This window comes from Corynebacterium sp. 045007 (genome assembly GCF_040743205.1).
GTDB classification, from domain to species: domain Bacteria; phylum Actinomycetota; class Actinomycetes; order Mycobacteriales; family Mycobacteriaceae; genus Corynebacterium; species Corynebacterium jeikeium_D.
Genome location: NZ_JBFLKW010000018.1, coordinates 23258 through 45762, shown reverse-complemented (window position 1 = coordinate 45762; position 22505 = coordinate 23258). Strand labels below are relative to the sequence as shown.

The 22505-nt window shown below is 58.1% G+C and carries 17 protein-coding genes; 4 read left to right on the top strand and 13 right to left on the bottom strand.

Going from position 1 to position 22505, the window contains the following annotated elements; translation table 11 throughout:
* Positions 1–16: 16 nt before the first annotated feature.
* Complete coding sequence (locus tag AB1Z34_RS09280; protein ID WP_367158247.1) at positions 17–1309, top strand: lipase family protein; 1293 nt, start codon at positions 17–19, stop codon at positions 1307–1309.
* Positions 1310–1348: 39 nt separating this feature from the next.
* Here AB1Z34_RS09280 and AB1Z34_RS09275 read toward each other — a convergent pair whose 3' ends face one another.
* Together AB1Z34_RS09275 and AB1Z34_RS09270 are read right to left on the bottom strand one after the other, a co-directional pair.
* Positions 1349–1525, bottom strand: a complete 177-nt coding sequence (locus tag AB1Z34_RS09275) for a hypothetical protein (RefSeq protein ID WP_168168123.1) — start codon at positions 1523–1525, stop codon at positions 1349–1351.
* A 333-nt stretch (positions 1526–1858) separates the two neighbouring features.
* A complete protein-coding gene (locus AB1Z34_RS09270) occupies positions 1859–2692 on the bottom strand; it encodes a DUF1266 domain-containing protein (protein WP_070856084.1) in 834 nt (277 codons plus the stop codon).
* A 130-nt stretch (positions 2693–2822) separates the two neighbouring features.
* Here AB1Z34_RS09270 and AB1Z34_RS09265 point away from each other — a divergent pair, with 130 nt between their 5' ends.
* Complete coding sequence (locus AB1Z34_RS09265) at positions 2823–3383, top strand: hypothetical protein (protein WP_070833320.1); 561 nt, start codon at positions 2823–2825, stop codon at positions 3381–3383.
* Positions 3383–4228: a hypothetical protein gene (locus AB1Z34_RS09260; protein WP_367158246.1), complete on the top strand. Its 846-nt coding sequence runs from the start codon at positions 3383–3385 to the stop codon at positions 4226–4228. The genes AB1Z34_RS09265 and AB1Z34_RS09260 overlap by 1 nt, the downstream gene beginning before the upstream one ends.
* A 123-nt stretch (positions 4229–4351) precedes the next feature.
* On the opposite strand, the gene AB1Z34_RS09255 is transcribed toward AB1Z34_RS09260, so the two are convergent.
* The gene (locus tag AB1Z34_RS09255; RefSeq protein ID WP_070856086.1) at positions 4352–7084 is read right to left on the bottom strand and encodes an ATP-dependent Clp protease ATP-binding subunit; all 2733 of its coding nucleotides are present in this window, start codon (positions 7082–7084) and stop codon (positions 4352–4354) included.
* Between the two features lie 159 nt (positions 7085–7243).
* The gene (locus AB1Z34_RS09250; RefSeq protein ID WP_210384766.1) at positions 7244–7474 is read right to left on the bottom strand and encodes a hypothetical protein; all 231 of its coding nucleotides are present in this window, start codon (positions 7472–7474) and stop codon (positions 7244–7246) included.
* Positions 7475–7897: 423 nt separating this feature from the next.
* Between AB1Z34_RS09250 and AB1Z34_RS09245 the strand changes: the two genes are divergently transcribed.
* Positions 7898–9616 (top strand): AMP-binding protein, encoded by a 1719-nt coding sequence (locus AB1Z34_RS09245; RefSeq protein WP_367158245.1) that lies wholly within the window; start codon positions 7898–7900, stop codon positions 9614–9616.
* A gap of 112 nt (positions 9617–9728) precedes the next feature.
* Here the strand turns inward: AB1Z34_RS09245 and AB1Z34_RS09240 are convergent, their stop codons facing one another.
* The 9 genes from AB1Z34_RS09240 to panC form a co-directional block, all read right to left on the bottom strand.
* Positions 9729–10550, bottom strand: coding sequence for a hypothetical protein (locus AB1Z34_RS09240; RefSeq protein ID WP_367158243.1), 822 nt, complete (start codon positions 10548–10550; stop codon positions 9729–9731).
* A 149-nt stretch (positions 10551–10699) separates the two neighbouring features.
* Positions 10700–12157 carry a metallophosphoesterase family protein gene (locus AB1Z34_RS09235; RefSeq protein WP_070546620.1) on the bottom strand — a complete coding sequence of 486 codons (1458 nt, stop codon included), beginning with the start codon at positions 12155–12157 and terminating at the stop codon, positions 10700–10702.
* Between the two features lie 220 nt (positions 12158–12377).
* Positions 12378–13589 (bottom strand): acyl-CoA dehydrogenase family protein, encoded by a 1212-nt coding sequence (locus AB1Z34_RS09230; RefSeq protein WP_038626631.1) that lies wholly within the window; start codon positions 13587–13589, stop codon positions 12378–12380.
* A 42-nt stretch (positions 13590–13631) separates the two neighbouring features.
* Positions 13632–15038 carry an acyl-CoA dehydrogenase family protein gene (locus tag AB1Z34_RS09225; RefSeq protein WP_367158242.1) on the bottom strand — a complete coding sequence of 469 codons (1407 nt, stop codon included), beginning with the start codon at positions 15036–15038 and terminating at the stop codon, positions 13632–13634.
* Between the two features lie 122 nt (positions 15039–15160).
* Positions 15161–16666 (bottom strand): metallophosphoesterase, encoded by a 1506-nt coding sequence (locus AB1Z34_RS09220; RefSeq protein WP_367158241.1) that lies wholly within the window; start codon positions 16664–16666, stop codon positions 15161–15163.
* A gap of 71 nt (positions 16667–16737) precedes the next feature.
* Entirely contained in the window at positions 16738–18270 is a 1533-nt protein-coding gene (gene lysS, locus AB1Z34_RS09215; RefSeq protein WP_016421478.1) for a lysine--tRNA ligase, read from the bottom strand.
* 50 nt (positions 18271–18320) lie between these two features.
* On the bottom strand, positions 18321–20498 hold the full coding sequence (locus AB1Z34_RS09210; protein ID WP_049171890.1) for a PhoX family phosphatase: 2178 nt from the start codon (positions 20496–20498) through the stop codon (positions 18321–18323).
* A 247-nt stretch (positions 20499–20745) separates the two neighbouring features.
* On the bottom strand, positions 20746–21168 hold the full coding sequence (gene panD, locus AB1Z34_RS09205; protein ID WP_016421480.1) for an aspartate 1-decarboxylase: 423 nt from the start codon (positions 21166–21168) through the stop codon (positions 20746–20748).
* Between the two features lie 137 nt (positions 21169–21305).
* Positions 21306–22424 carry a pantoate--beta-alanine ligase gene (gene panC / locus AB1Z34_RS09200; protein ID WP_069358991.1) on the bottom strand — a complete coding sequence of 373 codons (1119 nt, stop codon included), beginning with the start codon at positions 22422–22424 and terminating at the stop codon, positions 21306–21308.
* Positions 22425–22505: the final 81 nt, after the last annotated feature.

Genomic DNA, 22505 nt, shown 5'->3' with positions numbered 1-22505 from the left:
GCCTAGAATTAGACACATGAATGCCACGCCCCATCGACCTCAGCGCCAGCGCTGTCTCTTTGGGGCTAGTAAGCGCCGAACCGGTAGCCACGGAATTCGTAGGCGTGCAATTCCACTGAGCGCGGTGCTTGGAGTTGCTCTTCTGAGCTCTAGCGTGGGAACGCTCGGTGGTTGCTCGGCGGTGGATGGTCTAGGAGCGACTGGCTTCGGTTCCTCGGATTCTGACTCTTCTACGATGAAGCGATTACCTCCGGGGCAGGTAATTACGAAGACGCCATTTCCGGTCAATGCGCCCGCACGTGCACAGCGGGTCGTGTTTTCCTCCACAGGTGCACGCGACCACCGCCAGACAGCCGTGTCCGGCACAATTTTGCAGCCCTACGCCCGATGGTCAGAGAAATCCCCGCGCCCACTGGCAGTAATTGCACCTGGAACTCTCGGCATGGCTGATAACTGTGCCAGTTCGGTTGCCCTGCGCTACGAAGCGCCTCCGATGCCTCCGGCACCTCAGCTGCTGGCACAGGGATGGAATGTTGCCATTGTGGATTACCAGGGGCTCGGCACGCCTGGGGTACATCCGTATCTCAACCGTGAGATTGCCGGGAATAACACGCTCGATATGGCACGAGCGGCTATTGAAACTTTACAACTACCTGCAGATACTCCCATTGCGCTGTTCGGCTACTCACAGGGCGGAGGCGCCACCGCTGCAGCGGCCGAGCTCGCCGATGCGTACGCCTCGGAGCTGAACATCCGCGCTGTTTACGCCGGGGCTATTCCGGCCGATCTCACCGACACTGCACTGCATATTCGCGGCTCGGCGCTGGCGGGGCTCGTCGGCTACTTTATGAACGGATTAATTGCTGAGTACCCAGAGACCAAAGAACCAATCGAGCGCATGCTGAGCCCTCTGGGGCAGGACTTCCTGAAGCTCACGGCCGATGAATGCATTGGCGCCACTGTCGAACGTTGGCCTCGCAATGACACCAAGGCATTCACGGCCAACGACTTGGGAATAGCGGAAAATCTGCGCTCGCCGGAGCTCTCCCCCGTCGTTCGGCGCCACGTGGAAGAACAAGCTCTGGGGACAAAGACGCCCAGTATGCCCGTATTCGTTACCCATAACGCATTGGATGATGTGCTACCCGTGACGTCGGCACGCGAACTTGTGCAGAAATGGCAAAAGGCCGGCGCCGACATCACCTACGTGGAGGTCGATACTGACCTCGGTGATGGGACGCACGGCCTTGCCTACGTGCTCACCCACGAAGAGATGCTTGCGTGGGTGAATCAGAAAATGGGGTACTAGCGGCGACAACCGCCGCTTTCCTCCATCTAGCAAGTACAGCTACTTTTTCTTCCAGCGACCACGGAAGGTCAAGCCCTTGCCCAGTCGGACGGTGTAACCGCCACGGCTGTTAAAGGTCACCGGACCGATACGCTTAGAACCAGAGACTCCCGAACCCGAGTAGTTCAGCCACGTGTCCTTGTCCAGGTTCTGCTTCTTGCGAAATTGGATCCCCATTTAGTTCTCTCCCTCGGAGTTATCAGATTCGGACTCTGCCTCGGCAGTGGCCTGATCGACAGTAGCTTTGATGTCGCCAGATACAAACGCTCAGGATACCGTCAGCACTGCCGAGAACGCCCGTCATCTTCCTCAGAATCGGCCAAGGCACCGCCCATCGGCATCAACGTTACCGACCTTGCCCCATATTGGTGAAGGTAACTTCGCCTTGCAGATGCCCTTGAACTCGCCGTTCCTGCGCCATAGATTCCTCAATCCGTTATTTGTGACCGATTCTAATGAGCTCATGAAACCGGCCGCTGCCACGGCATCCCGAACAATGACGACAGCTAGTTAGTGCAGACCGCCCAAGGATGAAAAGGGCTCCTCCACCTCGATGTCATGCAGGGGCACGCGTACCCAAGGCGAATCACTGTGTGCGAGCAACTCGGTGAGCCGTTGCGATTGATCCTTCATCGCAGCGGCGACGTCGGGCTCACCGTCACTTGCCCAGATCATTCGACCCCACCAGAAGCTTGCGGCTACGTCAGCCCACGACACGAAGTAGCGCTGCAACGCCGCCACGGCCTTATCGGAAATCTGAAGGAACTCTTCTGGAGAGATCCATCCCAGCTCCGTTGCCGGACCACCAACGCTGTGAATTCGGATTATGTCCCATGCGCGAGTAGTGGCGGGCAATGCCGGGGCTGCTGCTTTGGCAAAGTTTTCGGAGCGCAGCATCCGTACGAGGTAGCGGAACTTATGTTCCCCACGACGCGGATCCGCACCTTGGACAACAAAGAAGTCTTTGAGGAACTCGACCTTTTCCTCCACTTCCGCATCTAGCTCGCGCTCGGGGACGTCTTTCATGGCGTATGCGAGCGGTAAAATAAAGTCATTTTCCACGTGCTGACTGCCTTCGAGCAAGACGTCAATAGCCTGGTGCGCTTCCTGTGCACCAGTGACCCCCCAGTTTTGCTCGAGAGATGTTTTGTAGTACTTGGCCGCCCTTGCGTTGATGTTCTCAACCCCTAGCGGGGTCGCAAACGCCTTATTGCTCTTGTACGTCATTCCCCACGAGTGGCGGCGCACTTCATCTTTGCTCGGCGCCGGTTCCGGCCACGGGAACTTGGCAAACCTGTAGAGCGAAGAGTCATCAAACTTTGCTGGGGTGAATGTAAGGCTCATATCCTCACAAAGTACCGAGGTTTCGGGGTTGAGTCAGTGTAACTTCACACACCACCCCACACCTGGGGTGAGTTATGTCATAGCGCCGAACCTCAGGCGCGGTTTTAATTGTGTTGCTAGTCTCGTGTGCATGACAGGATCCCAGATTGCATTGACCGACCGGCCAGATCTCGGTGCCGCACTTGAACGTGCCGGTAATTCCGGGATTGTGCGCACTGCCGCCGTCGCTGTTGTAGAAGGTCTTGGTGTCGACGAGATTGTGCTCGAGGCCGCCGCTACAAAAACCAGTGGAGTCGATGGCGCAGCGTTCGTCACCAACCGAAGAATTCTCGTGACCGCCAACAAGAAAGATCCGTCTCAATTCGAGTTCCTTGAACTCGACAACCTCGCCAATGTAATCGTTCTGCCTTACAAGGGCGGCTGGGCCGTCGTGGCCCAGCTCTACAACACATATAAAGTGTGGAGCGGTTTCACAGAAAAAGCTGCGAAACGTGTGCAATTTGCTGCCCAGTGGGCCCTGACCGCAGGCCGAGAGGCACGAACGGAGGCCTCGCGTGCAGTGTCGTCGACGGAGCTTTTTGAGCGATGGAAAGAAAACAAGCACCGTCTCAATCGCAATAGTTTAGAAGAGCTTGCAGAGTCGATGCGCTCCCTGTATTCCGACATTGATTCACGGTGGTGGACTGAATAATGATTCGACTTGCATACCCGGGTTCGCCCGACCGCTTTAATGGGGCAGAAGACACATCACACATCGAGCAAAACCTGCCTATTGCGGAAAATGGCTATCGCCATTACATCAAGCATGGCTCATTACTAGAAACCGGAGCATCTCCGGCAAATACGACTGCTACCTCCAGGTCAAACTCCAGCGCGGGCACGACAGGTGCTCAGACCAGCGGCGCATCGAAAGGTCTCAGTGTAAAGAAGCAGCTATTACTCCTCCCCTTAGTGATAGCGGGCATCGTGGTGCTAGCGATTGCCTACGTTGCAGCTAAAGACGCGCTCTTTAGTGACAAGTCAGACGAGTCCGCTGCTCCCGCACAGTCCGCCGCTGAAGCACCTGCCAATCCCGGCGCTTCCAACGGTGGCGCTACCGGCGCCACTGGTGGGGATACCACCAGCGGCCTCACCCCTGCCGACCACGCACCTGAACCGATTGCTAACTTCGTGCGGGCCTGCACAGACTATGAAGTGGTGTTTAGCTACTACGGTGCGGATAACGCCCCTGCCCCACAGGCAATGGGTACCAACTGTTCCGTGGATACTACGAAGGCACCCGACGTTGGTTACGTAGTCTTCACCGATGACCCTGCCGCCACCGCCGCCGTTCGTGACGGCAAGCCCGTCTTGGATGCCGTTGAGATTCCGGCAGAATCAACGCGCGGTTCCACATTCAAGGCGCAGCGAGTGGAGTCCCTCATCACAGTTGCGGAAATCCTCCCAGAGGACCAGGGAATCGTTGAGTACATGATCAAAAATGATGACCCTGAAGTAGCAAAGAAAGCATTGGTCGACCTCGGCGTGGCCAAGTAGAACTACAACTCTCCGCGCTTTTAGGAAAGACCGCATATAGACACACTGCCGCCCCAGTTCCTCCCATAATGGAGTCGGAACTGGGGCGGCAGTGTTCGTTGGTACTGCTAGCGGCTAAACCTCTTAGAGCGGCTGGCCAGCACCCGCACCAGCCGGTGGCGGGTTGTGGCCGTCGTCATCGGAGTCCGAACCGGATTCTAGGTCGGTTCCAGCGGCGGTGGAACCGCCGTCACCCGGTACATCCGGGGTGATGATATCGGACTCGCTGGTACCAGCGCTGCCGAGAATGTCCTTGTCTTCCTCAGACTCCCCCAGAGCACCGCCGTCGGCATCAACGTTACCGGCCTTGCCCTTGTTGGTGAAGGTGAACTTCGCCTTGTCGACGTCCTTGGACTCGCCATCCCAGCCTTCGACATCGATGAAGACGGTCTCGCCGAGACCAACCTCACCGTAGAGAATCTTCTCGGAGAGCTGATCCTCAATCTCGCGCTGGATGGTGCGACGCAGCGGACGGGCACCGAGCACCGGATCAAAGCCACGCTTGGCCAGCAGGTTCTTGGCGCGGTCGGAAATCTCCATGGTGATGCGCTTCTCGCCGAGCTGGTCGCTGACGCGGGCCAGCATGAGGTCGACCATCTGAACAATCTCGGCCTGGCTCAGCTGCTTGAAGACCACAATCTCATCGATACGGTTCAGGAACTCCGGACGGAAGTGCTTCTTCAGCTCGTCGTGGACCTTGTCCTTCATCCGCTCGTACTTGCCATCTTCATCGGCCTCGCCGACACCCGAGAAGCCCATACCAACAGCCTTGGAAATGTCGCTGGTGCCCAGGTTCGAGGTGAAGATCAGAACCGTGTTCTTGAAGTCCACCACTCGCCCCTGAGAGTCAGTCAGACGACCGTCTTCCAGGACCTGCAGCAAGGTGTTGTAAATCTCCTTGTGGGCCTTCTCAATCTCGTCGAAAAGCACGACGGAGAACGGCTTGCGGCGCACCTTCTCGGTGAGCTGGCCGCCCTCTTCGTAGCCGACGTATCCGGGAGGAGCACCGAAGAGGCGCGAAGCGGTGAAGCGGTCGTGGAACTCACCCATATCAATCTGAATGAGTGCGTCTTCCTCACCAAAGAGGAACTCGGCCAGGGCCTTCGACAACTCGGTCTTACCAACACCGGACGGGCCGGCGAAGATAAACGAACCGGACGGACGCTTCGGGTCCTTCAGACCAGCGCGGGTACGACGAATAGCGCGGGAGACAGCACTGACGGCCTCTTCCTGACCGATAATGCGCTTGTGCAGCTCATCCTCCATGCGCAGCAGACGTGAGGACTCTTCCTCGGTGAGCTTGAACACCGGAATGCCAGTCCACGAAGCCAGGACCTCCGCAATCTGCTCCTCACCAATCTCAGCGATGGTATCGGACTCGCCCGCACGCCACTTCTTCTCGCGCTCGCGGCGCTCTTCGCCCAGCTTGCGCTCCTTGTCGCGCAGACCAGCTGCCTTCTCGAAGTCCTGCTCGTCGATGGCGGCTTCCTTCTGGCGACGCACATCGGCAATCTTGGAGTCAATCTCCTGCAGGTCAGCCGGGGCAGTCATGCGCTTGATGCGCATACGAGCACCGGCCTCGTCAATAAGGTCAACGGCCTTGTCCGGCAGGAAGCGATCGTTGATGTAGCGATCCGAGAGGGTAGCTGCGGCAACCAGTGCCTTATCCGAGATGGAGACACGGTGGTGAGCCTCGTACTTATCTCGGACACCGCGCAGAATATCGATAGTGAGATCCACGCTCGGCTCCGGCACGTTCACCGGCTGGAAACGACGCTCAAGAGCGGCGTCCTTCTCGATGTGCTTACGGTACTCATCCAAAGTGGTAGCACCGATGGTCTGCAGCTCACCGCGGGCCAGCTTCGGCTTCAGAATCGAGGCCGCGTCAATTGCGCCCTCTGCGGCACCGGCACCGACCAGCGTGTGAATCTCGTCAATAAACAGGATGATGTCACCGCGCTGGTTAATCTCCTTGAGCACCTTCTTCAGACGCTCCTCGAAGTCACCGCGGTAACGGGAGCCCGCAACCAACGAGCCCAGGTCGAGGGAGTAAAGCTGCTTATCCTTCAGCGTCTCCGGCACGCGGCCGTTGACAATGTCCAGAGCAAGCCCCTCCACAACGGCGGTCTTACCGACACCCGGCTCACCAATCAGCACAGGGTTGTTCTTGGTACGGCGAGAAAGAACCTGCATAATGCGCTCGATTTCCTTCTCACGGCCAATAACCGGATCCAGCTTGCCCTCGCGTGCAGCCACGGTCAGGTTACGACCGAACTGATCGAGCACCAGCGAACCGGACTGGTGGTTACCCTCCTGCACACGAGCGCCGGAAGTAGCACCGACCGGACGTTGCTCCGGAGAACCATCGGACTCATCGCCCTGGAAACCGCTGAGCAGCTGAATAACCTGCTGACGTACGCGCGGCAGGTCAGCGCCGAGCTTAACCAGAACCTGAGCGGCAACACCTTCGCCCTCACGAATCAGGCCGAGCAGCAGGTGCTCAGTACCGATGTACTTGTGACCCAGCTGCAAAGCCTCGCGCAGAGAGTACTCCAGCACCTTCTTTGCACGCGGGGTAAACGGCACGTGACCGCTCGGCGGCTGGGAGCCACGACCAATAATGTCGACCACCTCAGAGCGCACAGCGTCCAGGGAAATACCCATGGACTCCAGCGCCTTGGCAGCCACACCGTCGCCTTCACTAATCAGGCCGAGCAGGATGTGCTCCGTGCCGATGTAATTGTGATTGAGCTCGCGTGCCTCATCCTGTGCCAGGACGACAACGCGACGTGCTCGGTCCGTAAACCTCTCGAACATCACTGCCCTTTCAAGTGTCTATTTTTGCCGTAATTCAATAAAGGTTGTTTCACCTAGCTTAAACGCGCCGCGACACAGATTAATCCCTATAGCCGTACGCCAGTAGCGAACAGACTGGTCAAAAGAGGTACAACGGCGGTTTCATCCTGGAACGGACACCTAGTTGTTCACGCGGTCGTCGTGGCCGTCATCTTGGTCGTCGTCATCCCGGTCGTCGTCATCATCGTCGTGGTCATCATCATGATCGTCGTCATCGCGATCATTGCGATTGTCGTCCACGCTCTCGGTCGAAGTCACCGTAGTGGTCTCGACAGGTGCCGGATCGACGTCATCGCTATCGCCACATGCTGCAAGACCGAAAGCCGCACCGGTTGCGGCTGCTCCGACCACGGCAACTCGGGCTGCCGAAATGCGTAGGAAAGTTTGACTCTTGAGAGTGGACTTTCATGGGTTCCCCTAGGACATATCGAATGGCTTCACCCTCCGCTACGGCGACGAGGGCGAAGTTGAATTGGAACATCTCTCAAGAACTTTTTCTAGAGAAATTACCTCAAAACGGAGCCTCTAAGTGCGGCGACAACATCGCTCGAGATAAAAAAGCCCCACACCTTTGAACGTATTCCCTAGTCACGCAACATATCTTCACAACAATTCGTTTCTGATAAAGAAATTTTGCAAAAAGCTACACAAAAGTGACCTAGGACACTTATTCTTACTGTAAAAGAAACTAAATCGGCGGTCCTACCGATGAGGTTTCGCCTGATTAGGCCTCTCCGAAGACCGCAGGACATGAACCACGGAAGATGAGTGACTATGACATCTAATCCACAGACCTCGATTTTCAATAAGGTGCGCAAAGCTTCGCGAGCTACCTCGGACCTCGTTCTCGGACTCGCACCGGTGACGCAGGCTGGCGTCCTCGGCTCGATGGGACCTGGCGCTGCTGGAAAGGCATTGAATTCCATCTACCGTTGGGACTTCCTGCCAGCTGGTCTCCTCGGCATTGCAGCCGGCCGCGACCCGCACCACACCGCGATTATTGATGACGGCGGCTCGCTGACCTACGAAGAACTGCACGAGCGCTCCACTGCCCTGGCTCGAGCACTCCGCCACGGTGATATTCAGCAGCGCGACCGCATCGGCGTGCTGTCTCGCAACCACCGCGGTTTCATTATGGCGCTGTGTGCCCACGGTCGCCTCGGCACCGACCTGGTACTGCTCAACACCGGCGCCTCTGCCGAGCAGACTCTGGCCGTGATTCGTGAGCAGAAGATTGACTTCCTGTTCATTGATGAGGAATTCACTCACATGTTGCCGGAGGACTTCGATGAGTGCCCGGTCGCAGTGTCGTGGTTCGAAAACTACGGTGACACCTCCTGTGTTCGCGAGGGCTGGACCTCCATGCAGGAGATGCTGAAGACGGCACCGCCGGCAAAGTGGCCAACCGCCGAGCTGCCAAGCCGTCCACGCCGTGGCCGCGTTATTATTCTGACTTCCGGAACCACCGGCACGCCAAAGGGTGCCAAGCGTCCGGAGCCGCGCAGCTGGATGCCGGCATCGTCCATCATGAGCCGCATTCCGCTGCGCCAGCGTCGCCCGGCTTACCTTGCGGCTCCGCTGTTCCACACCTGGGGATTCGCAACTGCACAGCTGTGCATCGCACTGCGTTCCACCATGATCATGCGCCGCAAGTTCGATCCGGCCGACAGTCTCCGCATTATCGAGCAGCACTCTCCGCACACCATCTTCCTGGTGCCGACCATGCTGCAGCGCATGATTGAGATTCTCCCGGAGAGCTACGACATCGGCGCGACATCGCTGAAGGTCATCGCATCCTGTGGCTCGGCCATTCCGGAGGGAATTGTCACTAAGACCCTCGAGCGTTTCGGGCCGGTTCTCTACAACCAGTACGGCTCCACCGAGGTCAGCTGGGCAACTATTGCTACCCCGGATGAGCTCAAGGCAAACCCGACCACGGCAGGTCGCGCACCGCTGGGCACTCGTGTCCAGATTCTCGACGAAGACGGCAACCGCGTTGCCGACGGCGAGACCGGTCGAATCTTCGTGGGCAACAACATGTTGTACGAGGGCTACACCCGCCCCGGCGCGGACAAGCAGGTCATTGACGGCATGGTCTGTACCGGTGACCTGGGTCGCATGGAAAATGGCCTGCTCTACATCTCCGGTCGTGAGGACGACATGATTGTCTCCGGTGGCGAGAACGTCTTCCCACGTCAGACCGAAGATGCACTCAGCCAGCTCGAGGGTATCCGCGAGTGCGCAGTCGCAGGTGTTCCGGATGAACGCTTCGGCCAGGCTCTGGTCGCCTGGGTTGTCCGCGACGATTCACCTGAGGGCCGCGCCCTGACTAATGAGCAGATTCGCACATACGTCAAGCAGCGCCTCAGCCGCTTCGCCGTTCCGCGTGAGACCGTGTTCCTCGATGAACTGCCACGCAACGCAGTCGGCAAGGTGGTTCCTCGCCACCTGCCGAAGCCGTGGGAGAATGCCGCCGAGGAGAAGGCTGCTTAGGGCGCAGGGACCGTCGTAAAGCGAACGGCAGACACGAAAAGGACGCGGTACAAACTTCCAGTGTGGAAGTTACCGCGTCCTTTTTGCGCGCCCTAGGAAGAACCAGCGCTGACTAGCCTGCGTTCAAAACACCGTAGTCCGTGACGGGTTCACGGAAAATTTCTTCGCCGTCCTGGGTCACGGTTACCGCATTTGGAGTGACGGTATACGTATAGCCACCATTCTTTGCGACAGCACGGTTCCCGGAGAAACTATCTACTGTGTATGCATCCGGACTATCCGAAATCTCACCGAAGTCACCGATGTAATGGCGCTGCTGGCGGTTATTGGAATTCTCGCAAATCACAGCCTTGCCCGACGACGTCTCCGCCAGCACACGCGCGTAATACCCACCCGAGCAGCGAGCGGTACTGCCAACCCAACCTTTGGCATCGATATCATCGCGATCCATACCGAACGCACGAAGACCGAAATTGCCTCTCTGAGTAGTTGTAGGGGCGCTGCTCTCCGGCTGCTTCGTCGTTTCCGGCTCGACGGTCTGGGTATAGGTTTCCGTGTACGTCTCCCCCGGCGCCGGGGACGCAGTGCTTGACGACGAGTCCCCTGCCGCAACCGTATCGGGAGACTGCGGGGAATTATCGGAGGAATTATTCAGGTAGTACGCGCCACCGATACCGGCGACCGCTGCAAGTGCGACACCGACGATGCCCAAGACCACGTACAGACCGTTGTTGCTCTTCTGCTCAGGTGCCGGAGTCTGCTGATAAGCCGGATACTGCTGGGGGTAACCGCCCTGGTTCGGCCCCTGCGTATGGTACTGAGGCTGGTACTGGCCTTGAGCCCCGCCCTGCGGCTGCTCCCAGGCAGATGTTGCATAACCGTCCTGCTCCCAATCCTGCGGGGAGGACGAACGCGGGTTGTACTGGTCGGTCATCGCTAAATTCCTTATTACTTCAGAGCCACACTTGTGCTCGGCCAATAACGTGGCGGCTTGCGACTACGCCCACAGCGGAACTTGCCACTACGTATTTTCCATTAACACTATGCGTTGCCCAGCGTACCCTGCTTGAAGCTAGCACTAGCTCAGAGCGGCACTTTGTTCTTGAAGAAGTTGACGTAGTTCCGATCGGAGATCTTTCCCAGCATAAACTCTGGCTCCAACCCGAACATCGACCAACGAGTCTTCGTTGACCAGGACAGCGACTGCGGTGTTGTAGTGCGGTGGTAGCTGATCTGGTAACCGTCAGTGTGCACTCGAATCTGCGTGTATCCACCCGGATAGCCAAGTGCAGCACCCCGCTCACAGAAGTCCGTATCCCCATAGTCAGCGATACCACGACGGCTGCGGTGCGTATGACCAGCGAACACACCTTTGGCGCCCGGCGTGGCAGCCAGGATCTCCTGGAAAACCTTGGCCTGCTGAGCCTCGACCATGAATGCCTCACCACCGAAATGCGAACGCACCGCATCCTGAGTAAACGGGTGGTGCGCAAACAAAATTGTCGGACGCTCTGGATCCTCTGCGAGTTCAGCACGCAATGCACGCATCTGGCGCTCATTAATACGCCCACCTGCATAACCAAACTCGGCGGTATCAACACCGATGAGGCGCACTTCGCCGACGCGAGTCGACCAGTGCTGCTGCGTCGGCACAAGACGCTGGCTGAAGTAATCCGGAACCGCGGTCTTGCCCTTGCGGATTCCGCGTCCCCGGAAACCATTGATATTGGGTAGCCCGGGCGGGTGGACATCGTGATTACCACGGGTGACAAACCAGTTTTTCCCAAACTCACCGAAAGTATCCAAAACCCTGATGAGCTCGTCATACTCCTCAGGGCGGTTGCTATCCGTGCAATCGCCATTGACGACGAGAGTGTCTAACCCGGCAGCCTTTACCGTGTCCACCAGACCCTGCAATTGCATAGAGGCGAAAGGCTGCTCTCCTGGATCAGAGGAAAGACCGAGGTTGCCAATGCGAATGCCGTCATGATTGGGCTTACCAATGTGTGTGTCATTCGTCAGCGCGAACGTCGCCAAATGTGCACCCGCCAACGCTGGCAGAGTACTTACGACGCCTGTCTTCTCCGGCGCCGTCTTGCTCATGGTGATATTCAGCGATGGGACTGCGCGGCAGTTGTGGGACCAGCACTCAAAGCGGTACTCCCGTCCCGGCTCCAACCCGTCAATGACCACATGGTGGTAGCCCGACTCTGAATATCCCTCGTGCACGAGCTCTAGCTGCGTCGAATCCGCTGGACCAAGCAGCACCCGCTCATCCGAAGGGACAGTCGGCTTAATAAAGCCATACGCTGTCTGCACCCCAGGAGCATATGTTGCCCATGTAAATGCCACTGACGTGTCTGTGACAGTGATGACCTCTAAGTCACTAGCTAGTACTTGCCACGACTTGGAATCCGACTGGGTAAGCCCCAGCCCTGACGTGACGTACTCCAGGCCGTAAGCTCCCGAGGTTTTTGCGACGGCCATTGAACTTGCAGCAAGAGTCGCAACAGAGAGGTAGGCCCGGCGAGAAATGCTCATGGCAATAAAGCCTAGAACCTAAAGATGAAAAATAGATGAACTTTCCCTCTAATCTCAGAAAAATAGGAACGCAACAGCAAACACACGCAACTTGAAACAGCGCAAAAATAAAACACCGTCCTGCCAACTCATGGCAGGACGGCGTTTTAGGAAATGTGGCTTGAGCACCTAGGTGAACAATTACCGGCTCACCAGCATGTAGATCGCTCTGAAACTGTAATTACTTCAGTTCCTTGGAAGACAGACCCAGGGTGCGGCGAGCAACAACTAGCTGCTGAATCTGCTGGGTGCCTTCGAAGATATCCAGGATCTTGACGTCGCGGGACCACTTCTCCAGCAGGTTGCGCTCGGAGTAACCGAAGGTGCCTGCCAGCTGAACAGCGCGCAAGCAGATCTCGGTACCAGCGCGGCCGGCCTTGGCCTTACACTCAGAAGCCTCCAGGGTGTTCGGCTGCTTGTTGTCAGCCATCCACGCAGCGCGCAGAGCCAGGAGGTATGCAGCCTCCCAGTCGGACTCCAGCTTCAGGTACTCAGCTGCAGCAGCGCTCTGGGTGTGCGCTGGTGCATCATAGTCAATCTCGATGCCAGCCTCTTCCAGGATGCGACGCAGCTCTTCCAGCGAAGCACGGGAGACACCGATGGCCATACCCGCAACCAGCGGACGAGTGTTGTCGAAGGTCGCCATTGCGCCAGCGAAGGACTTCTTAACATCAATGTCCGGGGAACCCAGCAGGTTCTCCTTCGGAACGCGGACGTTGTCCAGGCGGAGCACTGCGGTATCCGAGGAACGAATACCCAGCTTTTCCTCCAGGCGCTCCACGGTGAAGCCCGGGGTGCCCTTCTTCACCAGGAAGGACTTGATGGCAGCGCGGCCCTTGGACTTGTCCAGGGTCGCCCACACAACGACGGAGTCGGAGCGCTCACCAGCGGTGACGAAGATCTTCTCACCGTTGATGACGTACTCATCACCATCGAGCTTGGCAGTGGTGGAAACTGCGGAGGAGTCAGAGCCGAAGGACGGCTCGGTAATTGCCATGGAAGCCCAGGTCTTACCGAAAGCCTCCAGCTGCTCATCAGTAGCAACAGCTGCGATAGCTGCGTTACCCAGACCCTGGTACGGCAGGGACAGGGTCAGACCCACGTCACCCCAGCAAGTCTCAATAACGTTGAGCAGCGAAGCCATGTTGCCACCGTTTTTTACACCGGTACGCTTCTTTTTCTTGTCATCGCCGCGTCCGCCGGAAGCACCGGAGAAGCCACGGCCACCATCTGCCATGCCGTCCATCATGGAGGCAAGGGTGTCGAGTTCCTTCGGATACTCGTGCTCAGCGAGATCGTACTTACGGGAAATCGGTCGGAAGATCTCAGCGGCGGCCTGATGCGACTGGGACGCGCCCGCCTTGAGGAACTTCGGCAGTTCGAGGTTAATCATTTTCTTTCCTCTTAATTCTTTTCGGCTGAAGTATCTAGCGGTTTACAGAACGACGATGCCTTCGGCGACACCAATTGCGCGGAGGTCACGGTACCAGCGCTCAACCGGGTGCTCCTTGGTGAAGCCGTGTCCACCGAGCAGCTGCACACCGTCGGAACCAATCTTCATGCCCTTTTCCGTGGCGAAGGTCTTAGCCAGAGCTGCCTCGCGGGCGAAGCCGCGACCCTGGTCAGCGCGGGAAGCACCGCGGAGGGTGATCATACGGAGGCCATCGAGCTCAATCTTGATGTCGGCGACCATGAAGGCCACTGCCTGGCGGTGGGAAATCGGCTCGCCGAATGCCTGACGCTCGTTGACGTAAGGAATGACGTAGTCGAGAACTGCCTGAGAAGTACCCATTGCAAGCGCAGCCCAGCCGAGGCGGGAACGACGCAGAATGTCGAGGTATACCTCTTCACGATCCTCAGCAGAGGTGCTAGCACCGCCGAGAATGTTCTCAGCCGGAACCTTGACATCCTTCAGGATGACACGGCCCATTGCGGCACCGCGCAGACCCATGGACGGGTCAGCCTCAACGTGGAGGCCCTCAGTGTCGGACTCAACGATAACCAGAGCTGGCTTACCCTCGAGCTCAACACCGATGATGAACAGCTCAGCTGCGCCGGCGTTCGGAACGAAGGACTTCACACCGTTGAGGACCAGCGAATCTCCCTCGCGCTTCGCGGTGGTTTCAGGCTTGCGTGCGTCGAAAAGCGGGCGCGGCTCTGCGAGAACAACAGCGGCAGCCGGGACGTTCTCGCCAGCGAATGCCGGCAGGTAGGTCTTCTGCTGCGAGTCAGAGCCGTGAGCGGTCAGGGTGGCAGCGACACCGGCCGGAGCCAGCACAGCCAGAGCCAGACCCATGTCTCCGTAAGACAGAGCCTCTGCGACCAGCGCGTTGGTGGTGACGTCCTCACCTGTAGCGATGCCCTCGAAAGCCTCCGGGACGTTGATCATGGTGACGCCCAGCTCAGAAGCCTCAGAGACGAGGTTCTCCGGCGGAGTTGCCTCGTGGTCGGACTTGTAAGCAGTCTCGCGCAGACGAGACTCAGCGAACTCCTTCACCGTCTCGACGATCATCTGCTGATCCTCGGTCGGGGTGAGGTCGAAGAGCTTCTTTGCCTTCTCCTCGGCTGCGGCCTCCTGTGCAGCCTGGGCTTCCTCAGCCGGACGCTCCGGCTTACCGGAACCGGAAATCTTCTTAAACTGACGATTCGCGGCACCAAGAGTCTTGAAACCGGACTTGGTGGACTGGTACACCACGCGGTCGATCTTTGGCTGAAGGTCGTACTTCTGGGCGAAGTCCGAACCAGTAATCGACGTGATGAACCGCATTGCCGCTCCGATAGCGTCGCGACCAGGGTTATTGCGGCCGACAGTCGAATCTTCGCGGTTCTTCTTCTCGCTCATGTAATCATGGCCTTTCGAGTCAGAACTATTACTGGCATAACAATAAATGAATCACGTGACCGTTGTCACAAGAATTGAAAAAACACTGCCAAGTAACAGAAAACTTTCAGGTTTCTAACTTGTCAGGCGATAACACGGTTAACAACGTAGTTGCGATCAGCGAGCTCACCAAGCAGCGCCTCGGGCTCGAAGCCGTACATCGCCCAACGGGCACGCGCAGTCCATGCAAGCGCATCTTCGCTGCTCAAACGATGGAAATTAACCTGGTAACCACCGGAATAGACATGCAGCAGCGTGTAGCCACCGGGGTATGCCTTGCACGCGCCGGTCTCCAAATAATCAACGCCGGCACCAATATCGCCACGAGTGCGTTTCGCACGATGGGTGTGACCTGCTCCCACGAAGAATACACCCGGAGCGTCGTTAAGCAGCTGCTGCAAACGTCGTGCATCAGCGCTATTGAGAATGAATATGGGGCCGGCAGCGTTTGTCCAGCCAGCCTCGGAGGTAATTGGATGATGAGCCAGCACAACTGTCGGCTTACTGGGGTCACGCTGCAATTCCCGCTCCAGTGCATCGAACTGTTCCGGGCTAATTTCGCCGCCGGACTCATCCAACTTCGATGAATCCAGACCGATGACCCGAATCGGCCCCTGCTGAGTGACCCACAGTTCCTGCCGCGGACGCCCCAGGAGAACACCGAAGGGATCGCGATGATTCTCGGTACCCTCCAAAACCGGGAATTCGTCGTAGCCAGCAGATGGATCGGCATCCGGCTTATGCGGACGATCATGATTGCCGCGGGTGACAAACCACTGCCGCTCCTGAGCACCAAAAGTATTCATAATCTCGGCAAATCGACGCACCTCCGCCGGACGTGCTTCCGACGTGGCATCACCGTTGACGAAAACCTTTTCAATCCCCATCCCGCGCAGCTCGGCGAGAGCAGCTGTCAGCATGACCTCGGGGTACGGTCCGGCACCCGGTTCAGAAAAGATAGGCGCGGGGAAATTGCCGGTGATAATGCCATGCCCATTTTCGCCAATATGCGTGTCATTGAGGATGGCAATCGTGGTCAGGTACTCCCCTTCCGGAGCGACCAACGTCGTGAACTGTCCAGTTTGCTCGGGTGTATTGGGGAGATTTCGGGTAATTAATCCCGGCTCTGCGACCAGCCCATTCGATCGACATTCGAAACGGTACGTGGTCCCAGGCCGCAGCTTATCGACGGTCACAAAGTGGTAGCCAACCTGCGTCTCGTCCTTATGTACCACGGGTAGCTCGCCGCCCTCATCGGCATCGACTGGCACTAGCGCAACTTCAGTGTCGGCCGGCGCCAGTGGAGCCAGCTTTCCCCACGCTGGGTGTGGGCCTGCATACGTCGCCCACGAAAATGTCACCGACGTATCGGTCACGGTCACGACTTCCAGGTCCGTCACAACAAGGCCGCTGGTCAACCCGGTGAATGGAAACGGCGCCTGGTTCGGGGCCGCCGATGCAACTGCTCGCGTCCCGACGCTATTCACGGCCACCGCTACAGCCCCCGCACCCGCTACTGCTCCCGCTGCTGCTCCCAAGCGCAATACGGATCGCCGATCAATTTTCTTATTCCCATTTACCGAATTCACGGGTGAAGAAATTACGGGATAAAAATAATCCCGGTGATAACACCGGGATAACTACACATGAATTCAGTCGCTTACGCTTCCGGCTTCACGATCGGGAACAGCACGGTTTCGCGAATGCCAAGGCCGGTCAGGGCCATCAGCAGGCGGTCAATGCCCATGCCCACACCGGTCGTCGGCGGCATGCCCTGCTCCATTGCGTGCAGGAAGTCCTCATCCAGAACCATGGCCTCGTCGTCGCCGCCAGCGGCCAGTCGCGCCTGATCCTCAAAGCGCTCACGCTGGACAACCGGGTCAACCAGCTCGGAGTAGCCGGTAGCCAGCTCGAAGCCACGGACGTAAAGATCCCACTTCTCGGTCACGCCAGGCTTGGAGCGGTGCTGACGAGTCAGCGGAGAGGTCTCGACCGGGAAGTCGCGGACAAAGATAGGACCGTCGAGCTGGTCTTCACAGAGCAGCTCCCAGATTTCCTCAACCAGCTTGCCGTGGCCCCAGCCGCCCTTCTCCGGAACCTCAAGGCCAATCACATCGGCGATTGCCTTTAGCTCCTCGACGGTCGAGTCAATAGTGACTTCCGGCTGACCAGGGAACTTGCGAGCAAGTGCCTCGTTCAGCGACGGGTACATCTCAATCTGCTTCCACTCGCCGCCGAAGTCGAACTCCGTACCGTCGGCAAGCGTGACGGTCGTCGAACCGAAGACCGCGACGCAGATTTCCTGAATGACCTCGCGGACGGTGCGGGCGGAGTCATCGTAGGTGCCGAATGCCTCGTAGTACTCCAGCATCGCGAACTCCGGGCTGTGCGAGGAGTCGATGCCCTCGTTGCGGAAGTTGCGATTGATCTCGAAAACGCGCTCCATACCGCCGACGACGCAGCGCTTGAGGAAAAGCTCCGGCGCGATACGCAGGTAGAGATCGATGTCCAAAGCGTTGGAATGAGTCACGAACGGACGTGCAGCTGCACCGCCGTGCAGAGTCTGCAGCATCGGGGTTTCGACCTCGAGGAAACCGCGACGCTCAAGTGCGTGGCGCAGCTCGCGGATGACCTTGATGCGAGTCAGTGCGTTAGTACGAGCCTGCTCACGCATAATCAGGTCCGTGTAGCGGTGACGCACGCGGCTGTCCTCGGACAGATCAGCGAACGACACCGGCAGCGGACGCAGAGCCTTCGAGGCCATCTGCCACTCGGTAGCCATCACAGACAACTCGCCGCGGCGCGAAGAAATTACGCGGCCAGTAATGAGGACGAAGTCGCCCATATCTACGTCCGACTTCCAAGCAGCCAGGGCGTCCTCGCCGACCTCAGCCTTGGAAAGCATGGCCTGCAGGGTCGTGCCGTCACCCTCCTGCAGAGCGGCAAAGCAGAGCTTGCCGGTGTTACGAATAAACATGACACGACCAATGACGGTCACGACATCCTGAGTCTCCTCGCCAGCCTCGAGGTGGCCCCACTCTTCACGGACATCCTTGAGAGAGTGAGTACGGGGAACCTCAACCGGGTACGGCTGAATTCCAGCCTCGAGCAGGCGGTCACGCTTCTCGCGGCGAATGCGCAGCTGCTCAGGAACGGTGGCGGTGTTTTCAGGGGTCTTCTTCGCGTCAGTCACGGCTATAAAGGTTAGCCGACTACACCGCCGACCTGCTAGTTGAGTGCCCTTTAGACGCCAATCTTCTTGCCATCAGTACGTACAACCTGAACGACTGCCGGGCGTGGCTGCTCCTTGCCACCATCCGGCCAGTGCGAGGTCGGGTTGGTGGTCGGATCCGGGTTGTCGCCGACCGGGTGGCCCTGATCCGTCTCGATTTCGCCCGGGTGCTGGACGTTGACCATCACGCGGTTGGAGAAGATCTGCGGACCACAGGTCTCTGCAGCAACCGGAACAGTCAGGAAGCACTTGGTCTCACCACGACGCTCGCCTTCGACGGCAACGGCGAAAAGGCCGTCGTTGGAGTCCAGCGCGTTGCCGTCGGTGGAAACCCACAGGTTGCCGTACTCGTCAAAGGCGACGTTGTCCGGGCAGGAAATTGGCGAGACCGATTCCTTGTCGAAGCCACCGAAGTAGGTGTAAGCCTCGTTCGGGTCACCACAGACCAGCAGGAGGTTCCACTTGCCCTTGGTACCGGCGTGGTCATCTTCCATCTCCAGAACAAGGCCATTCTTGTTCTCGGTGATTGGTGCGACCTCGACGGCGTCGGCAAGCGGGCGCCCTGCACCATCCTTGCGTTCCTTGCCCTTGTCGTCCTTCGCGCCCGCCTTACCGCGGTACTTGTTGTTGGTCAGCGCCGCGTAGACCTTACCGGTCTTCGGAGACGGCTCGATATCCTCCGGGCGGTCCATACGGGTCGCACCGACCTTGTCACCGGCGATGCGGGTGTAGATGCAGACCTCTTCGGCGGTCATGCCATCAACGTGGGACTCGTGCTTGCCGTCTGCCTTGGCGGTCATCAGCGGAAGCCACTCAATGTCACCGTCGAAACGGCCGTCCTTCGGCAGCTCACCGGAGCCGTCAATCTCGGACTCGGAATTACCGTTGAACTTACCGACGTAGAGAGTGCCCTCGGACAGAATGCCCATGTTGTGCTTGAGGTCCCCCTCCTTAATCTTGCGGGAGGAGACGAACTTGTAGATGTATTCGAAACGCTCGTCGTCGCCGGAGTAGCACACGACCGTGCCGTCGTCGGTGACGTAAATCTGACCGGCTTCATGCTTGAAACGGCCCACTGCGGTGTGCTTGACCGGGGTGGAGTTCGGGTCAGATGGGTCAATCTCTACCAGCCAGAAGAAGCGGTTCGGCTCGTTCGGCTCCTTGGAGACATCGAAGCGGTCGTAGTACTTCTCCCACGCGCGGTCGGACAGCTCTTCATTCTTGACCGAGTAGCGCTTGAGCTTCTTAACTGCGTCCTCGTCCTTGAGCTTGCCAACGTTGCCGAAGTACTGGTCAACGTTCTCCTCACCGGACAGGTAGGTACCCCACGGAGTAACACCACCGGAGCAGTTGTTCAAAGTTCCCTCGACCTTCATACCGGTCGGGTCAGCCTTGGTCTTCAGCAGATCGTGACCAGCAGCCGGGCCGTCAACTGTGAATTCGGTGAAGCCAGTGATGCGACGGTTACGCTTGTCGCTGAGAATTGGCTTCAGGAATCCCTTGTCATCCTCTTCCACAGCAAGGATGGTCTGGCCGTGGGCAGCCAGTCCGATGTCGACCTGCTCCTTAGTGGCATCTTCTTTCTTGTAGGCACGGAACATCATCGGCTCGGTGGTGTACTCGTGCGAGCAAACGTACAGCAGTGTGCCGTCTTCAGCCTTAATCAGGCCAGCGAAGTCATTGTTGAAGCCGAACTGCTTCAGCTGGTTTTCCGGAGTCTGCTTGTCAAAGTCGAACTCCGGGCCACCCTCGTGGATTGGGTCGCCCCAGCGAATCAGAACATTCTGCTCGTAGCCGTCCGGGATAACGACTGCGTCTTCCGTGTTCGGCTTGACGGCTTCGAAACGCATACCCTCCGGCGATTCGTCCTTGCTACCGTCACCGGCAGCAGCGGTACCGGAGGCGTCGGAGCCACCTGCGGCGCTGCCCGAATCATCAGAGGAGCAAGCGGCCAGCACGGCGCCACCGCCGACCGCAAGAGCACTAGCACCAGTGACCTTCAGTGCCGCGCGACGGGAGAATGCGCGCTGGGAGAACGCCTCCTTCGCAACATCACCGAAGTACTGGTTGTCCGAGAACTCGTTCGGAGCATCGTCAGCACAGGCATTACCACACTTGTAAGTGCAGGTCAGAGAGCTGCGAGAGGTAGCAAAAGGATTTGTCAGCAGATTCTTGCCAATACGAACCACGGGGAGACCGCCTTTGTATAGCTTCGACTAGGTGAGGAAATGGAAAACTAAAACTTTTAGATCCTCTAAGAAGCTAAGGACGTTGCGTTACCTTTCGGTTTCTAAAAATCAACTCGCCAATGAGCTTTAGCTGACGGTCTAATGACTTGCGCTTTAACGCAAAGTGAACACCCTGGTGTTGCGGTTCTCCGGCTCGACTCTTCTCTCCAACTACGCAGTCGAGCCCCAGCTCTGCGGGCTACGTGGACTAGCCCTGGTTCTCCGGGCTACGCGGATTCTTCAAATCAGAACCCTCCGGCACATCCGCCGGGTCATTGCCACTTTCCAGAATCTTGTTGTCCTCATCGACGAAGATGACATTCGGCTTGTACGTACGCGCCTCAGCGTCATCCATCATTCCGTAGCCGATGATAATAACCAGATCACCCGGCGATATCAGACGAGCGGCGGCACCATTGATAGAAATGATGCCCGAGCCGCGCTCTCCGGTAATGCAGTAAGTAGTAAGCCGGTTGCCATTATTGATATCGACGATGTCGACGGCTTCACCTTCAAGCAGGTCGGCCGCTTCCATCAAATCAGCGTCAATCGTGCACGATCCAACGTAGTGAAGATCAGCCTGAGTCACCGTGGCGCGGTGAATCTTGGACTTCAACATAGTGCGAAACATGAAAAAGGTAGGTCCCTTCCTGGATTTGTCCCCTGGATGCTTGCCTACCGCGGCACCCCTTAGCGTGGCAGGTTATTAGTCGGCACACTATAATACGACAACTTCCCAGCCACGAGAAACTACTTCTAAAAGCCGTCCTACTCGCTGTCCTGCTCAACGCCAAAGCCAGCGTTCTTCAGAGTTTCTCTGCTGGACTCATCTTTCAGACGAGCATCTCGAGCAGCACGAACCTTTTCCTGCAGCTCAGCCAACTCAGCGGCCTCTTCCTCAGTCAATTCGCCGTCCAGCCCCGCCGCCGACAGAGCCGCCGACGCAATTTCGGCGTCCTTCTGCCCGAGCTGCCCGAAACCGTTTGCCGAATCCGGGCGCGGCGCACCCAGAATCAAGCCAACATTATCAATGAGACGAGTAGTGCCGACCTTCGCAGCAACCAGCAGGCGAGCTTCAGTCTCCTGGCCGTCGCCGCGCAACGCCTCGTCGGAAAGCGGGGCGAGCGCAGCGTCACGCAGCTCCAAGTAATCCAACTCGACTTCAGGCTGGCTGGCGAGCACACCACGCGCGGTTTCCAGCACAGCATCCGCACCACGGTCCGCGACAAAAGCACCAGCAGTCAGCGCGGCGGACAGGGTTACTGCGAGATTGCGCTGCTCCTCGGACAGATAGCGGTTGCGGGAGCTCATAGCCAACCCGTCGGCCTCGCGAATCACCGGTACACCGTGCAACTGCACCGGCATATTCAGGTCAGTGACCATCTGCTGCATCAGGCACAGCTGCTGGTAGTCCTTCTCACCAAAAACGGCATCAGTGCAGTTGGTGATGTTGAAAAGCTTGTTGACCACCGTCAACGCACCGGCAAAGTGCCCCGGGCGAGTAGCACCTTCGAGCTCCGAAGCCAGCGGCCCCGGCTGCACCGTCGTGCGGAAACCGTTGGGGTACATCTCCTTCGCGTTCGGCGCAAAGACCAGCTCAGCACCGACAGCGCGGAGCTTCTCAACGTCTTCCTCCAGAGTCCGCGGGTAGGCGTCAAAGTCCTCCCCCTCACCGAACTGCAGAGGATTGACGAAAATCGACACCACCACAACAGCGCGCGGCAGCGTCTTCGCGGCCTGTACTAGTTCAAGGTGCCCCTGGTGTAGCGCACCCATCGTAGGTACGAGCACCACCGGCCGCCCGGTCTTCCGCAACGCACGGGTGACCTGCGCGATTCCCGCAATAGTCTTGTGAACAGTTGTCTCTCCGGCGGTATAACCCGTCATGTTTCCTCCGCGTTCAGATCTACCGGACCAAACTTTTCGCCCGACGGCAATACCTTACGCCACATCCCGGATGACCAGAAC